The sequence below is a fragment of the Candidatus Nitrospira bockiana genome, from assembly GCF_965152565.1.
The window spans coordinates 1678245-1694316 of the sequence record NZ_OZ224215.1 but is presented as its reverse complement, the minus strand read 5'-3'; the positions used below and the strand labels follow the sequence as shown (position 1 = coordinate 1694316).

Below are 16072 nucleotides of genomic sequence, written 5' to 3'. Positions count from 1 at the left end.
CCTTTACATGCCTCCCAGCACACCGCGCATGGCACGGATCAGTCGTTGGTTCTCCCGGCCCGTGCGCACGGCAATCCGCACGGTTCGATCGGTCAGCCCACTCACGCCTGAGCAATCACGGATCAGAAGGCCTTGCTTGCGGAGCATGGACGCCACATGCGACGCCCGAAACGGCGGCGGCAACTCAAGGAGCAAGAAGTTGGCAGCCGATGGATAGACCCGCATGCCCTTCACTGAACGGAGGCTCTCGGACAACGAGTCCCGTTGTTCCTCGATCACCCGTCGGCTCCGGTCGACATACCCGGCATCTTGTAATGACGCTAGTGCGGCATGCTGAGCCAGGACGTTGACGGACCAGGGAGGCTGGTGCGCGCGAAAGGCCCGGATCACACGCCGCGCCCCGGCAAGATATCCGATGCGCAGGCCCGGGAGAGCGTAGAACTTGGTGAAGCTCCGGAGGATCAGCAGGCGCGGGTACCGGTTCAGCTCGGCCATCATCGATCGCTCCGGACAGTACTCGATGAACGTTTCATCCAGAAGAACCCAGCTCCTCCGCCGGTGGGCCGCCTCGATGAGGCGGCCCACCTCCTCGCGCTCGAGCACCTGGCCGGTCGGACTATTGGGCTGGCACAACACCACCACGTCGGGAGTCCGGGCAGCCGCCCGCATAAGCGTAATGACCCTTTCGAGCGGCGGCCGGTAGCCCTCAGTGCGTCTTGCATTGACACGCTTGACCTGTACACCGAACCGGGCGAGCGCGCGGGCATACTCGGAAAACGTCGGCCCCACCACAATCGCACGCTGTACGCCCAGCACCTGAGGGAACGAGTAAATGAACTCGATCGAGCCATTACCCAGCACGAGGTGCTCGAAGGACAGCCCCTGACGATGCGCCAGCGCCTCGCGAAGAGCGACCCCGTGAGGGTCCGGATAGTGAGGCACCAACCGGCCGGCCTCGGCAATCGCGCGGGCGGCGAGCGGGGACGGACCGAGGGGATTGATGCTCGCGCTGAAGTCGAGAATCCGGCGTAGCGGAAGACCGGTTTCCCTCGCGGCGCTGTAGATGTCCCCACCGTGGCTGATCGGACGCGCGCTCATGAACGGACGGCCAGCACGACGGTCGCCAGGGCGACGGCCAGACCCGTCGTCAATGACATCAGGGCCACCGCGGCTTTGATGTGGTGCCGCCCAAGCGGGGCCAGGGGCTCTCCGAGCGTGGGGCGCTCGGAGATCATCCCACCGTACGTATTCCTCCCGCCCAACTGGATCCCCAGCGCGCCAGCCATCGCGGCCTCCGACCGCCCGCTGTTGGGACTGGGATGGCGGCCGCCATCCCGCAGGACGATCCGCCATGCACGCCTGAGACTTCCGTTGTATAGGCCTCCCGCCACCACCATCAGAACGGCCGTGAGCCGGGCCGGAATCCAGTTGACCATGTCATCGAGTCGGGCCGACGCCCAGCCGAACTGCTCGTACGTTTCATCTCGATGCCCGATGAGCGAATCCAACGTGTTGATCGCCTTGTAACTCAGCGCCAATACCGGTCCGCCGAGCGTGAGGTAGAACAACGGGGCGATGATGCCGTCGCAGGTGCTTTCCGCCACCGTTTCCACCGTCGCCCGAACCACCTCGCGCTCCGTCAATTGCTCCGTATCCCGGCCCACAATCCTCCCCACGGCGTCTCGTGCCGACGGCAATGAACCGGCTTCCAAGGCCTGCAAGACCCTCCATGCATGATCGCCGAGATCACGGGCGGCGAGGACCGTGAACGAGAGCAGGACGATGACGACCTGTTCGGCAGCGGGATGCACCTTGCGGGCCCCTTCGATAATCGCCCAGCCGACCACGGCCGTGGTCAGCGGCAGTCCGATGGCCAGAACGACCCCGGCCACCCTCTTGGCAGAAGGCCCGGCAAGCCTGGGCCGAACCAGGCGTTCGAACAGGGAAACCACCCGACCCATGAGCCGCACCGGATGCGGCATCCACGCCGGGTCACCGATGAGGCCATCGAGAACGCAGGCCGCGAGCAGTTGGCCGGGTGTCATGTCAAGGCATTGAGATGGCGCACGGCGGACCAGACGGGCACCATGATCACGAAGCCGATCTCAACCACTTCATTGGTCGCTCCAAGGCTGTCACCCGTCACGCCTCCCAGGACACGCCCGGTATAGGAGGTCAGGGCCCGGGCGACAAGGACCAACGCGACGCCACTGACGACAGCCCCGGCCGGGCCGAACAGCCAGGTCAGGAGGCCGAGCACGATGACACTCGATCCCATGACTTGCCAGACCGACAAGCCATGAAGGAACGGCTGCGCCAGTCCGCCTTCCGCGCGGGCATACGGCATCCCGAAGGCTGCGATCACCATGCTCCATCGTCCGACGGCCGGCATGCAGATCAGGATCGGCAACCGCTCGGAGCCGGAAAGCGCGCTGAGGCCGGCATAGCGAAGACCGAGCGCCAGGACCAGGACGCTGGCCCCTATGGCCCCCACTCGCGGGTCCTTCATGATCGCGAGCCGGTCCGCGCGAGACGCACCGCCAGCGACCCCGTCGGCCATGTCGGCGAGGCCGTCGAGATGAAGGCCGCGTGTCAGCAGCACGAGCAGGACGATCAGGAGCGCGTTGACGACAGCGGGAGCAAAGACCCCCGACAACAACAGATCGGCCACGGCCAGGCAACTCCCGAGCACGAGCCCGACAGCGGGAAACCACGTCATGGACCGGGCGAACTCCGAGGGGCTCGGTGCATGATGCGTGGAGGTGAACGGCACGCCGGTCAGAAAATGCCAGGCCACGAGAAAGGAATTCACCATCCGTCACACGCGCTCGGACACGCCCGCCTCGTCAAAGGTCGCCATCTGGGTCAGGATCTGAATGCTCGCCTGGAGCAGACCGATACCGAGGCACGCGCCCGTTCCCTCACCGAGTCGAAGCCCAAGGTCCAGCAGCGGCGCGAGCCCGAGGTGTTGAAGGACGACCTCGTGGCCACGCTCGACCGAGCGATGCGAAGCGATCAAGTAGTCCTGACATCTCGGAGCCAAGGCGACCGCAATCAAGGCCGCCGCGCCGGCAATGAACCCGTCCAAGACCACGGGCACCCGATGTGCCGCGGCTCCGAGGATGAGACCGGCCAGCCCTCCGATTTCAAATCCCCCCACCTTGGCCAGCACATCAAGCGGGTCGCGGGGATCCGGATGGTGAAGGGCAAGGATCTCTTGGAGGACGGCAACCTTGTGCTCGAACGTCGCATCATCGATGCCCGTTCCTCTCCCGGTGACGTCCCGGACCGTCGCCCCGGTGATCACGGCCGTGATCGCCGCGCTCGCGGTCGTATTGCCGATTCCCATGTCTCCGGTCCCGATGACGCCGACCCCGTCGAGGGCCGCCCCTCTCGCCAGCTCCGCGCCGATCAGGACGGCTTCTTCGGCCTGCTTCCGGGTCATCGCCGGCTCCCGCAGACAGTTGTTCGTGCCCGGCGCGATCTTACGATGGATCAAGCCGGAGATGGACTCAAAGTCATGAGCCACACCGATGTCGATGACTCGGACCTCGGCGCCGATGTGGCGGGCGAGGACATTGACGCCGGCACCGCCTCGGAGAAAGTTCAGCACCATCTGGGCGGTCACGGCGGCGGGGTAGGCGCTCACCCCCTCCGCTGCGATGCCATGATCGGCCGCAAAGGTAAAGATCGCGGCTTGTGGAACTTTCGGCCATCGGTCCCCCGTCATCTCGACGTACCGGACGGCGAGGTCTTCCAGCCGGCCGAGGCTGCCTACGGGCTTCGTCAGGCGATCGAGTCTCTGCTGGGCATGCCGGCCGGAATCGCGGTCCAGCACGGGGATTTGGTCGAGCACCTGTTGGAGGTCCATCGGCTGTTCCCCTCACTTGATCCGTGTTGAGAGGCCGGCGACGACGAGATGCACCTCGTCGGCGTCCCTCGCCAACTGTTGGTTGACCTGCCCGGCCAGATCTCGGAAGGCCCGGGACGTCCGATCGCCGGGAACCAGCCCAAGACCCAGTTCATTCGTCACCACGACCACCCGCGCCCGCATGCCCCGCATCGCCCGCACCAAAGCCGGCACCAGACGCACGACATCCTCGGAGCTGGAGCCTTTCCCGAGGAGGTTGCTCAGCCAGAGCGTGACGCAATCGAGGACGGCCGCCGCATACCGTGACGCATTCCGCTCGAACCATCCGATGAGGTCGAGGGGGACCTCAGCCGTCTCCCAGCCAGGACCTCGCTGGCGGCGATGGCGGCGAATGCGCTCGGCCATCTCATCGTCCAAGGCCTCCCCAGTCGCGATCAGCACGCGGGGCTCCCCGGAACCGGCCAGCTCGAGCGCTTTGGCGCTCTTCCCGGATGACGCCCCGCCGATGACGAGTACGAGGGAAGGGTGCTCCGCGCTCATGCCGACCGGCCCCAGCGTTCATAATGAACCAGACGCTCCAGAGGAAGACGGCGCCTCCAGCCTTCCCGCTCCAGATCCGGCTGGCTCTCGAACTCTGTGACATATCCGAGACACAGATAACCAACCACTCTACAGGATCGGGGGATCCCGAGCACCCGCTTCAGCGCACGGTGGTCAAGAATGCTGACCCATCCGACACCGATCCCTTCGGCCCGTGCGGCCAACCATAGGTTCTGAATGGCACAACAGGTGCTGTACAGGTCGGTGTCGCGTACGGTGGCCCGGCCCAGGACGTGCGGCCCCCCTCGCCGGCGATCGCAGGTGACGCAGAGATTGACGGGCGCCTCCTCGATTCCTTCCAACTTGAGCCGCCGGTACAACGCGGCTCGGGAGCCGCGGTGCACCCTGGCCGCTTCCGCGTTCGCCTGCTGGAAGAGCGCTTTCACGGCCTGTTTCGTCTCAGCCGCCCGGATCACGAGAAAATCCCACGGCTGCATAAAGCCGACAGACCCGGCATGGTGCGCGGCCGTCAAGACTCGCAGCAGGACGTCTTCCGGGATGCTGCGGGCCAGAAAGTTTCGACGCACATCACGGCGGCCGAAAATCGCGCGGTAGACGGCCTCCCGCTCCTGCTGTGAGAATGCATTTCCGTCGTGGACGGAGACGCGCGTCATGTCTGGGAATCCTGGGTTGGAGGGGGGCCGAGGACACCTCGGCTGACGTTCCCAAGACATGTGGGACACAGACACTCGCGATAGCGCACGGCAATCCACTCGTATTGCGCCTCGGTCACGCTCACCGCATTGCACCAGCAGCCGTATTGTCCGCAGAGAAAGGCCTGGCCGCAGTGCTCACACCGCTTTTCGATCGGGCCGCGCATGCAAGGGCCGCTCAGAATTCGACGCCCTTCTGAGCCTTCACTCCCTTTCGAAACGGATGCTTGACCTGCGCCATCTCCGTCACGAGGTCCGCCGCTTCGATCAGCTGGGGCTTGGCGGAACGGCCGGTGATCACCACATGCTGGAAGGGTGGACGTCGCTTCAACACCGCCAACACGTCGTCCAACTCCACATACCCGTAATGAAGCACAAGGTTGAACTCGTCGAGGATCACCATGGCGTACGCGGGATCAGACAAGAAGCGGGTCGCTTGCGCCCAGGCTTCCTGCGCCATACGCTGGTCGCGATCCCGGTCTTGCGTTTCCCACGTGTATCCTTCCCCCATGCGAAGAAAGGCCACCTGGTCGCCCAAGCTCTTCAACACCCGTTCTTCCGCCGTGTCGATCGCCCCCTTGATGAATTGCACGATGGCGACGTTCATCTCATGCCCGATGCACCGCAAGGCCATACCCAGCGCCGCCGTGGTCTTCCCTTTCCCTGCGCCCGTATAGACGATGAGCACGCCCCTTTCTTCCTGGGCGGCGGCGATACGGCGGTCGACCGAGGCCTTCAACCGCTGCATGCGTGCCTTGTGTTCGTCCGGCGCTGTCATGCCCCTGCCTTCCGCTCGCGGCACCGAAACGCCTGCGCCGCGGCGACGAGCCGCCGCGGGAGCTGCGGTGCTGCAGAAAAATGGACGTGCGTGTACAAGGCCAGGACCCGGCGGTAGAGCAATCCATCTTGCCCCCGGACTATCCCCCTTGCGTCGGTCAGCCGGCAGCCATACTCCAGCGGACCGGCGGGCTCGAGCACCGAGTAATGAAACTCATGCCCTCGGAGTCGCATGCCTGGCTCCCCAAGGGCGCATGTTGTCGTGAATTGCACCTCGCGGTAGCCCAACGTCAGCCCGGACCTCCGCATGCGCGCCGTCGCGGGATACAGGCCGACCATCGGGTAGAGGCGATCTTCGAAGTCTCGTATGCCTGCGGTCAGATACATCAAGCCTCCGCATTCGGCATAAATCGGCCCGTCCTCGTCGGCAAATCGTCGAACGGCCTCCCGCATCGCCTCATTGTCCGCCAGCTCTCGCGCATACATCTCCGGATAGCCGCCGCCGAGATAGAGCAGATCGACCTCGGGCAGATGCCGATCGTGGATCGGCGAAAATCGAACGAGCTCGGCCCCTTCCACCTCCAGCAATTCAAGATTCTCCTGATAGTAAAAACAAAAGGCGGGATCGTAGGCAACCCCGACTCGAACCTTCTCCCAGTCCGTGTCTCTCGAAGAAAGGCAAGGGTGCACAGCAATCTCTCCCGCCGAGGACGCAAGGGTCTCGATCTTCTCCAGGTCGACCGTCTGTAAGGCGATGCTTCCCAGTCGCTCGTACAGATCGGTCGCTCCCTGCTCGATCGCCGTCTGCAGTCCCAAATGTCGATCCACCATGGTGAGTGAGGCATCGGCATGCAGGTAGCCGACGACTTGTAAATCCGTCTCTTTCTCAACCGCTTCTTTGAGTAGACAATAGTGTTTCTCCCCACTCAACCGGTTAAAGAGCACGCCGACCACCCGAAGAGTGGGATCGAAGCGGGCATAGCCGAACGCCATGGCAGCCGCAGACCGGGCCATGGCACTGCCATCGATCACCAAGAGCACCGGAGCCTCCAGTTGCTTGGCCAACTCGGCCGTACTACCCCATTCGCTGACCGATGAGCTTCCATCAAAGAGCCCCATCATCCCTTCAATGATCGAAACATCCGCATCGGCAGCCGCACGAGTAAAAATCTGGCGATTCAGCTCGGATCCCAACATCCAACCATCGAGATTACGCGAAGGTCGCCCCGTTACAGCGGTATGGTGACCTGGATCGATGAAATCAGGTCCGGCCTTGAAGGCTTGCACCCGGCGGCCCCGAGCTTTAAGAGCGGCAAGGAGCGCTAAGGTCACTGTCGTCTTCCCGACGCCACTTGAAGTGCCGGCAATCACCAACCGAGGGAACTTCATGGCCCTGCCCATCATAGGCTGACCTTAATACCGCCGTAGATGGATCGGATCGGTGTACCAAAGAAAAGCACTTCCTCGTAGTCCTGATTGAAAAGATTTTCAATTCGGCCGAAGACCTGCCAATTTCTACTCACGTCATAAGTTGCTGCGAGATTCACGACCCCGAAGGATCCCATTTTTTGAGTGTTCGCCGTATCGTTGAAACGAGCGCCCACGTATCGGTAGTCCACATTTATCGCGACAGGGTCTATTGGACGGTAACTCACCCCCAGACTTGCCTGATGGACTGGCCAGCGAGGAAGACGTCGGTCAGTCGATAAGTCACGGGTCAACGTGTAGGTATACTGTCCGCGCAGATCCAACCCTTTCGTCAAGGCAAACTGGAAACCGGCTTCCCAGCCCTGACTCTTTGCCTCCCCGACATTTTGTGGTGCCAAGAGTGCACCTACTGGAACATTGACGATCAGATTCTGAAACCTATTCCAAAAATAACCCGCGCTCAATTTTAGGCGATCCTTTAGCAGGAACTGATCGACGCCTGCATCGAAACTCCTGCTCTCTTCGGGTTTCAGGTTTGGGTTGCCAAACCCAGGGAAGAACAATTGATTGATGGTTGGAGCACGGAAGCCTGTGGCATAGCTTGCACGAAATTTGGTTCCGGTTTCAGGAATTAGATAGCCACCCGTCACTCGATACGTCGTCGCATCCCCGAACACGTTATAACTGTCCTGGCGGATACCCGCCGTAACGAGCAAGCGATCCTGAATGTTGAGTTGTGATTGAGCATAACCGCCGTGAGTGGAAAGTATTTTTGCGCTAGGCCCAATCGAGGCATTTTCACCAGACTCTTCACGAAACTGGTAGCCCGCTGTAATCAGAAGAGGCTTCCCGATCTGGAAGTTGTGCTGCCATTCGAGTCGCCGATTGAGGATCTCGATGTCGGAAAGCGTCCGGAAGCTGATCCCAGTCGTGATCCCCGTATCGAGGTTCAGTCTGGATGCTCCACCGTCAAAGAGAATTCGTTCGTTTGCTTGCGCCAGGGTCAGTTTTTGGGACCACCACGAGGTGAGGGGCTGATCATAGATCGCACTTAAGATGAGAGTGCGTGTTGTTTGCTTTGAGCCAAACACGTCGAATTTAAAATTCCCGAAGGCGCTATCAAGGTTCACGTCCGAATTCCACCAGCGAAGACCGAGGTCAAGTCGCCCCTCTTTGGGAAGAGCCACCCCGAGCCTTCCGGACGCCTGCCAGTTGCGAAATGCATCACGCTCGAATGCACCCCGCTTGTAATTCACCGCGGAAAAGCTGGCCGTGTCCCAGCGCGAAAGTGACATGGCAAAATCGATCGGACCTTTTGCACCCGATGCTTGGGCTCCCTCGCGAATACTGGCAAACGAGCCATATTCGAAAAAAGTGCTTGCCGCCGGCTTCCCAGTCCCTCGTTTGGTAATGATGTTGATCACACCGCCGATCGCATCCGATCCATAGAGCATGCTCTGAGCGCCTCGAAGAATCTCGATTCGCTCGATGTTCTCAGCAGTAAGGTTGGCAAAATTGAAATCGCCGCTGGTCGGGCTGTTGACAATTGTGCCATCGATCAACACCAGTGTGTGGGCCGCGTTAGCCCCTCGGATGCGGACGGTCGCGTTCGTTCCGGGACCACCGTTCGAAAAGGCAGCGACCCCCTGAGCCAGGCGAAGGGCATCGATCACCGTCTTGATCTTCTTTTGCTCAAGCTCCTCTCCGCTAATCACCTCCACGGCACTGGTCACCTGACTTACCGGCAACGGGGTCTTGGTCGCGCTGATGATCACGTCCCGTGCCTGCACCGGCTCGTCAGCCGTCCCATCCGCCGCCTCCGCGGCCGACCACCAAAGCCCTCCACTACACAGACCAACTGCCAACATTGCGAGCGCTGCACCGACCATACCCACCTCCCTTATGCGCGAAGGGTTGAGCGGAATGTTCGGCAGTCGGGTCTCCTGACTCGCGGATCGTGGCTTCCCTGCGCCTTCCCGTGTGGGGACGTTATTCGTTGTTCGTTATTCGTTATTCGAAACGTTTAACGATTAACCATTAACGATTAACGAAACCCACGACAGTGGCAACATGCAGGGTTACTCCCCGCTTACAGTGGCGGCACCGTGATGGCTTTGCACCATCTTCCCCGTCGCTGCCGATCTCTCCTTCGATATCCCCCCTGTTGTGATCGTGCCCTCCACTGGTGTAGCGCCGAGGGGGCACGCCTCGACGCCTCGACATGTGTGCTGCGTCCCGATCTTCTGACGCCCGGCGCTTACATGGCGGGTAAGGTGACGCGCGGCGAGCCGGAAACGGGATGGCGATCGATCAACACCTCGCAGCGATAGACGGCGCTTAGAAGCTCTGGCCGGATGACCTCCTCCGGTGTTCCCACGCGATACAGCTCGCCATGGTCGATCAAGACCAGCCGGTGGCAGTACTGACTGGCCATATTGAGATCATGAGACACGAGCACGACCGTCAATCCCCGCTCGCGATTCAGCCGCCGGACTATTCGGCAGATATCTTGCTGATGATTCAAATCGAGGAACGCGGTCGGTTCGTCCAGCAACAGGACTTGGGATTGCTGGGCCAAGGCGCGGGCGATGATCGCCCGCTGGCGCTCCCCCCCGGACACTTCCAAGATCGAACGATTCGCAAGGTGCAGGACATCCAGCTCGGCCATCGCTTCCTGTGCCAACCTGATGTCTTCCCGGCTTTCCCATCCGAACCAAGACAAGGGTGAAGGACGACGGTGCGGGTAACGCCCCATCAAGACGGTCTCGAGGATCGTGAAGGGAAAGACCTGCGGTGCGTCCTGAGGAACGAGAGCGACGAGTCGAGCCATCTCGTGTTGCGGCATGACGTGGACATCCGTGCCGAACAGTTGGATCGAGCCGGTCGTTGGACGCAGCACTTTTGCCAATAGCTTGAGCAGGCTCGTCTTGCCGGACCCATTCGGTCCGATGATACCTACGATCTCGCCGGCAAGGATCTCGAATGAGATCTCACACAAGGCCCACGGGCGCCGGTCATCACGGTCGGCCCCATACTGGAACGCCACTCCCTGGAGACGGTAGGCCGGGTGTGCGACACACGAGGTCATCGCAATCCCCCTTTTCTAGTCGCCAACAAGTAGATGAAGACGGGACCGCCGGCGAGCGCCGTCACGACCCCCACGGGGATTTCCGCGGGGGCCAGAATGCTGCGAGCCACGGCATCCGCGGCGGTGAGGAACATGCCCCCGACCAGGGCCGAGGCTGGCAACAGCACCCGATGGTCGGGACCCAACAGCAAGCGCACGGCATGTGGCACCACCATGCCGACAAATCCAATCAACCCGCTGGCCGAGACGATGGCTCCCGTCAGCAGCGCCGACGTGAAGAAGATCGTCTTCTTCGCCGCTTCCACCTCCACCCCCAACGAGCGGGCCATGTCTTCGCCGAGGGTCAGCAGGTTCAACGCATTGGTTTGCTTGAATAAGACGCCCCCCCCGACGGCAAGATAGACGGCCATGGCGGCCAACGTCGGATAGTCGGGTGCGATCAAGCTGCCCATGAGCCAGGCCATCATCCCGAACGACCGGGTTGGCTCCATGATCGACGTGATGAACATGATGAACGCGGAAAAAATCGCGTTCAACACGACCCCGGCGAGCAGCAAGGTATGAACCGGCAAATGTCCGTACGAGATCGCGATCCAGTAGACGAGGAGGATGGACAGCAGGCCGCCCAGGAAGGCAAACAGCGGTACCGCGGACAGCACAAAGAGGGTCGTCCCCACGCCGAAGAGCATCGCCAACGCCGCTCCGAGCGCCGCTCCGCTGGAGATGCCGAGCACATAGGGGTCCGCCAGGGGATTACGAAGGAGCGCTTGGAGGCCCACGCCCACCGCCGCAAGACACCCGCCGACCATGAAGGACAACAACACACGAGGCAGACGGACCTTGAGCAGTATCGTGGCGGCGGCACTGTCTTCGCCGATCCTCCCGGGAATGGCGGCTCCAGCCAGAATCCGTGCAAGATCGGTCAGAGCAATATTCTCAGCTCCCACCCGAAGGCACGCAAGCAGAATGAAGAGGCTGAGCAGGCTGAGACAAGCCAGCACAGCCAGCCAGCGCTCCCGTGTGATGAGGGAAGGCGGTGGCACGAAGAGAGCCGCAGCAGGATCGTCGCCTGCATGGCCGCGGCTGACCACGGGATTCAGCGCCTCCGCTTCCTTGGAAGAGCCCTGCAAGCCGGTGCTCATGGAGCCGCGGGTCCTGGGAAGGCTTCCGGATGAAGCATCCTCGCCAACCGCTCCAGGCCTTCAACGATCCGAGGACCGGGCCGGTTCAACAGATCGCTCGAAATCGAATGGAATCGGTTGTGCTTCACCGCCGACAACGTGGACCAACGCTGCCAGAGCCGCTGCTCTGCCTCGGGAATCCCTTCAACCGACCCGACCGGAAAGATGATGAGCTCGGGGTCCTGTTTGATGACTTCTTCGATGCTCAACCGGGGATACGGCACGGAGGCATGGGCGGCCACGTTCTGACCTCCGGCCAATTCGATCACGTGATGGACGAAACTCCCGGGGCCGACCGTAATCAAGGGCTGGCTATTCAAGACATACAGAACCCGCAACCGAGTCAACCCCTCTGTTCGCCCCCGTAATTCGCCGATTCGCTGGCGAAGCGCCATCGCGACCCCATCGGCCGCACCACTCGCCCCGACGAGCCGCCCCAAGGTCTGGATATGGGTAAGAATGTCTTCGATCGTCTTCGCCTCCAGAATGAACGCGGGGATCTTCAACTGTTCGAGCTTGCTCAGAACGTCGACCCGAAGAAATTCCCGTGGCGCCACGACAAGATCGGGACGAAGAGCAACCAGGGATTCGAGGTTCGGCTGGGCATAGCCGACCTTTGGCTTCATTCTCGCTTCCGGTGGATAGTCGCAGAACTGTGTCACTCCGACGATACGATCACCGACACCGATGGCGAACAGAATTTCCGTCACACTGGGGGCCAGCGAGACGATCCGGACGGGAGGCTTGGCGAGAAAGATCTTCCGGCCGAGATCGTCGACAAACGTGCGGGGCGCAACGTTCGCCATGAACGGCATCCCGGTCAAAATCCCTTGCTGTCGTCGAGCCATATCGGGCTGCTCTCCGGCGGCAACGCTGGGGACGGTCGAGGCGGAAATCAGAACCAGGCCGAGGACGGCGAGCAGGACGGTCCAACAATTGTGGAGCGGAAGCTCGCGCCGGTTCAAATAAAAAATCCCCAAGGCTCGTGAAGCCCTGAGGATTGCACCCGCTTCTTCACCCTCACCCTACCCCAGCCCACGAGGGAAGGTCGGCTTATGGTCCAGGCAGGTCTTCTGGCTTCCGGTTGAAACCTACTCCCCGCGCCTTCCCATCTTCGGTGGAAGACGTTAATCGTCAATCGTTATTCGTTAACCGTAAGACTCTTTCAACTACGTTTAACGATTTGGCGAATAACGGATAACGTCCGCCTACTAAGACAGTGGCATCTGCGGGTTTCGCCCGGTTCACAGCGGCGGGACCGCGAGGGATTCACACCCTCTTCCCTACACCCGGACTCTCTCGCAATGTGGGCGACACACTAAGAAATGATGGTGGTGCTTGTCAAGCGAGACTTGACTGAGGACGACGGCCAGGTAGGACCGTGCGAACTGCGATCAGCCGCCATCGCGTGAAGTGTAAAAAAGTGTGACAGCTCCATTGCGATGGTAGTCCCGCTACAGAGAAGTCGAAACTAAGCCTTTGTAGCTATGAGGCAAATCCGTCAACCCGAGCGCGCAGCCGGTCTGTAAAAATGGCCGACATCCGCATTGGGATGTTTTACAGAACGAGGTGACGTCTCAAACTTGCTTGGACTCTAAGTGGTTGACAATAAGCTCATTTCTATTAACGCTCACTTTGGCCCACTCGTTGCTACCTCCCTCCGTGACCGCAACAAAAGTCAAATGGCGGGATACCTACGGAGGGAAACATGAGGAAGGTCTTTGCAGCAGGGGTCGCAGCAGCACTCTTCGCGTTGAGCACACCGTTTCACGCTCAGGCGGTCGCAGTCGGCGACAATTTCTCTGCGCTGGGCGAGCTGACGGGGGCCAGGACGACGACCGGTGGCCCGACCGTGGGAGGCCTGCTCGGGGTCGGTGACTATGAGGGGCGCGATTTGATCGTGGCGTGGAACATTACCGGTGGGGGCGGTGGGCCTTTCCACTATGCGTATACGTTCGGCGGTTTCGGACAGCCGGACATCAGCCACGTGATACTGGACCTCAGCGCCAACTGCAGCGCGACGGCCGGCTGTATCGCAAATGTCAACTCGAACACCACAATTGGCGCGTTGGAGTTCGGAGCGCCGAGTCAATTTCCGATTCCGACCGATTGGGACACCTCCAATGTCAAGTTCGATAACATTGGTGACGGCCTTGTTCTGATTGAGTTCGATTCGCCGAACGCGCCGGTGTACGGCCATATTGAGATCAAGGGCGGCCAGGGTTTTGTGATCAATGCCGGCCTTCTCCCGGCTCTGAACGAGTTCTGCACCGGCAACCCGCTCTGCTTCGTGGCCCGTCCGGACACCGTACCGCCTCCTCCGGGCGTGCCCGAGCCGGCGACCCTGTTGCTCCTGGGCAGCGGGCTGGCTGGACTGGCAGCCTGGCGTCTGAGGAACAAGGCGTAAGCCGCACCACCACACCCAGAACCACCGAAAATCCCCTTCCGTCGCCGGGCGGAAGGGGATTTTCTTTTCATCATGCTTCGCCTCGTCTCCGGCGGTCAAACCGGCGTCGATCGGGCGGCCCTTGATGTGGCCCTGGACTTAGGCTTGCCCTGTGGCGGCTGGTGCCCAAAGGGGAGGGTTGCCGAGGACGGCGTGCTCGCCGACCGTTATCCGCTCCGCGAAACCCCTTCACCGATCTATCCCGAACGCACGGAATGGAACGTCCGCGACTCGGACGGCACGTTGGTTCTCGTGAAAGGCGAGCCCAGCGGCGGCACCGCGTTGACGCTCGAAGTCGCCAGACGGCTCGCGAAACCTTCCCTGCTGATCGATCTCAGCAACCCGCCGTCCCCCGACGCGGTTCGCGCATGGCTCACGGCACACGGGATCCGGACACTCAATGTGGCCGGCCCTCGCGAGTCCACTTGCCCGGGGATCTACGCCGACGCCGTCGCCTTCCTCCGATCGCTTCTGACATGAGCCTGCGGTCGCCTCATCTCTTGTGTCCACTGGGAAATCCTATGGATGGCGTCTTGGAAGCCGCGGCTCCTTCACCGCCTCCGCAATAGACAGCCCGGATTTTCTCCCTATACTTGATGCATGCCTCGTCTCGAAGATGAACGGGGAAGCACGACGGTGCTCCTCGTGCTGCTGATCCTGGTCGTCGCGCTGTACCTTGGCCATCAGTTGTGGCTGAAGCAGCGCACCCTACGCCTGGCCCAGCACCCCCGTCCAGAAGCCGTGCCCCTTCCCCCCGCAGTGGCCGATGAGCGAATCCAGGTTCAACTGGCTCCGGCGCCCCAGGCGGTCGCGATTCCCGGCTCCCCTTACACATCGGTACTGGCCCGGATCAACCAGCTCATCCAAGAGGGAAAGGCGGTCGACGCCCAGGCACAGCTCTCCGCCATTCCATCCGAGGCAGCCGTTGACCTGCCGATACGCCTGAGCCTGTCGACCCTCTGGAACAATCTTGGCGTCCTTCAGGCAAGGAACGGCGGCGGCCTTGGGGCGGGGACGGCCGCATTCAACACAGCCGTCGCCATCAATCCGCAGAACGGAGCCGCCTATCTGAACCTCGTCCTCGCCTACTGGGAATTGAAAGACGCGACCTTGACTGCAGACATGCTCGAACGAGCCATGCGCCTCGTACCCGAGGATCCGATGCCCCATCTCATCCTGGCCGAGCGCTTGATCCAGAAGGACGACTTGTCGAGCGCCACGCTGCACCTCGAACAGGCCAAGACCCGCGTCGCCGGATCCCCACAAGCTCAGGCGTATCTCGACAGTCAGATCGTCTACATCGAGAAGGCACGCAAGGCCGAGCAGCGCTTCCAAGCACGGGACAGCGGCCACTTCACCGTGAAATACGACGGCGGCGAAGACTATGCCGTGTGGACGCGGGTGCTGGACATCCTCGAAGAAGCCTATCGCGAGATCGGCCAGCAACTCGGGCATTATCCGAGCGACCCGATCCTGGTCGTCCTCCACACCCGCGAATCGTTTCACGGCGCCACCGGCGGGCCCGCCTGGTCGGACGGTCTCTATGATCCCACGCTCGGCCGCATCAAGATCCCGACACAGGGGGCGCTCACCGATCAGGCATGGCTGGCCCGTGTCCTCCGTCATGAATACGTCCACGCGTTGCTCGATCACCGGCTCCAAGGCCGGCGGCTCCCGCAGTGGCTGAACGAGGGGCTTGCCATGCAACTCGCCGGCGATCCACCGCCCGATATCCCGGCGTTCGTCCGCGGCCAGGTCACCCTCGTCAACCTCAGCTACCTCGAAGGCCCGTGGGGTGGGTTCCCGCCTCAGCAAGCGATGGTGGCCTATTTGGAAGGCAACTCGGCGACCAAGTATCTGATCGACCGGTTTGGAATGAGCACCGTACGCGAGTTGGTCGAGCGCATCGCCAAAGGCGAGCCATTCCCTTCCGCCTTTTACGACCGCGTGTTCATCTCTTACGAGGAATTCCAGCGGCGGTGGGTGGAGCATCTGAACGAGACCCTGCAGATGGAGCGAACATGACCG

Annotated in this window: 16 protein-coding genes and 2 riboswitches; of the genes, 3 read left to right on the top strand and 13 right to left on the bottom strand. The window is 61.7% G+C overall.

The window, feature by feature from the left end; genetic code table 11:
- Positions 1-3: 3 nt before the first annotated feature.
- From cobD to ACWHYV_RS08385, 13 genes are all read right to left on the bottom strand, one after another.
- Complete coding sequence (gene cobD / locus ACWHYV_RS08445; protein WP_447980205.1) at positions 4-1098, bottom strand: threonine-phosphate decarboxylase CobD; 1095 nt, start codon at positions 1096-1098, stop codon at positions 4-6.
- Positions 1095-2045, bottom strand: a complete 951-nt coding sequence (cbiB, locus tag ACWHYV_RS08440) for an adenosylcobinamide-phosphate synthase CbiB (RefSeq protein ID WP_447980204.1) — start codon at positions 2043-2045, stop codon at positions 1095-1097. Before cbiB ends, cobD begins: the two co-directional genes overlap by 4 nt.
- Positions 2042-2815, bottom strand: coding sequence for an adenosylcobinamide-GDP ribazoletransferase (locus ACWHYV_RS08435; RefSeq protein ID WP_447980203.1), 774 nt, complete (start codon positions 2813-2815; stop codon positions 2042-2044). Before ACWHYV_RS08435 ends, cbiB begins: the two co-directional genes overlap by 4 nt.
- 3 nt (positions 2816-2818) lie before the next feature.
- Positions 2819-3871, bottom strand: coding sequence for a nicotinate-nucleotide--dimethylbenzimidazole phosphoribosyltransferase (gene cobT / locus ACWHYV_RS08430; RefSeq protein WP_447980202.1), 1053 nt, complete (start codon positions 3869-3871; stop codon positions 2819-2821).
- A 12-nt stretch (positions 3872-3883) separates the two neighbouring features.
- Entirely contained in the window at positions 3884-4411 is a 528-nt protein-coding gene (cobU, locus tag ACWHYV_RS08425) for a bifunctional adenosylcobinamide kinase/adenosylcobinamide-phosphate guanylyltransferase (protein WP_447980201.1), read from the bottom strand.
- A complete protein-coding gene (gene bluB, locus ACWHYV_RS08420; protein ID WP_447980200.1) occupies positions 4408-5085 on the bottom strand; it encodes a 5,6-dimethylbenzimidazole synthase in 678 nt (225 codons plus the stop codon). The genes cobU and bluB overlap by 4 nt, the downstream gene beginning before the upstream one ends.
- Positions 5082-5291: a cysteine-rich CWC family protein gene (locus tag ACWHYV_RS08415; protein WP_447980199.1), complete on the bottom strand. Its 210-nt coding sequence runs from the start codon at positions 5289-5291 to the stop codon at positions 5082-5084. The genes bluB and ACWHYV_RS08415 overlap by 4 nt, the downstream gene beginning before the upstream one ends.
- Before the next feature lie 11 nt (positions 5292-5302).
- The gene (gene cobO / locus ACWHYV_RS08410; RefSeq protein WP_447980198.1) at positions 5303-5902 is read right to left on the bottom strand and encodes a cob(I)yrinic acid a,c-diamide adenosyltransferase; all 600 of its coding nucleotides are present in this window, start codon (positions 5900-5902) and stop codon (positions 5303-5305) included.
- The gene (locus tag ACWHYV_RS08405; RefSeq protein WP_447980197.1) at positions 5899-7290 is read right to left on the bottom strand and encodes a cobyrinate a,c-diamide synthase; all 1392 of its coding nucleotides are present in this window, start codon (positions 7288-7290) and stop codon (positions 5899-5901) included. Before ACWHYV_RS08405 ends, cobO begins: the two co-directional genes overlap by 4 nt.
- Positions 7291-7301: 11 nt before the next feature.
- Positions 7302-9218, bottom strand: a complete 1917-nt coding sequence (locus tag ACWHYV_RS08400; protein WP_447980196.1) for a TonB-dependent receptor plug domain-containing protein — start codon at positions 9216-9218, stop codon at positions 7302-7304.
- Between the two features lie 26 nt (positions 9219-9244).
- A riboswitch (cobalamin riboswitch) is annotated at positions 9245-9483 on the bottom strand.
- A gap of 103 nt (positions 9484-9586) precedes the next feature.
- Positions 9587-10417 carry an ABC transporter ATP-binding protein gene (locus ACWHYV_RS08395; protein WP_447980195.1) on the bottom strand — a complete coding sequence of 277 codons (831 nt, stop codon included), beginning with the start codon at positions 10415-10417 and terminating at the stop codon, positions 9587-9589.
- Complete coding sequence (locus ACWHYV_RS08390; protein WP_447980194.1) at positions 10414-11559, bottom strand: FecCD family ABC transporter permease; 1146 nt, start codon at positions 11557-11559, stop codon at positions 10414-10416. The genes ACWHYV_RS08395 and ACWHYV_RS08390 overlap by 4 nt, the downstream gene beginning before the upstream one ends.
- Positions 11556-12578, bottom strand: coding sequence for an ABC transporter substrate-binding protein (locus ACWHYV_RS08385; RefSeq protein ID WP_447980193.1), 1023 nt, complete (start codon positions 12576-12578; stop codon positions 11556-11558). The genes ACWHYV_RS08390 and ACWHYV_RS08385 overlap by 4 nt, the downstream gene beginning before the upstream one ends.
- Positions 12579-12644: 66 nt before the next feature.
- Positions 12645-12906: riboswitch (cobalamin riboswitch) on the bottom strand.
- Between the two features lie 400 nt (positions 12907-13306).
- Between ACWHYV_RS08385 and ACWHYV_RS08380 the strand changes: the two genes are divergently transcribed.
- From ACWHYV_RS08380 to ACWHYV_RS08370, 3 genes are all read left to right on the top strand, one after another.
- A complete protein-coding gene (locus tag ACWHYV_RS08380; protein WP_447980192.1) occupies positions 13307-14005 on the top strand; it encodes a PEP-CTERM sorting domain-containing protein in 699 nt (232 codons plus the stop codon).
- Between the two features lie 72 nt (positions 14006-14077).
- On the top strand, positions 14078-14524 hold the full coding sequence (locus ACWHYV_RS08375) for a putative molybdenum carrier protein (protein WP_447980191.1): 447 nt from the start codon (positions 14078-14080) through the stop codon (positions 14522-14524).
- Between the two features lie 120 nt (positions 14525-14644).
- Positions 14645-16069 (top strand): hypothetical protein, encoded by a 1425-nt coding sequence (locus ACWHYV_RS08370; RefSeq protein WP_447980190.1) that lies wholly within the window; start codon positions 14645-14647, stop codon positions 16067-16069.
- Positions 16070-16072: the final 3 nt, after the last annotated feature.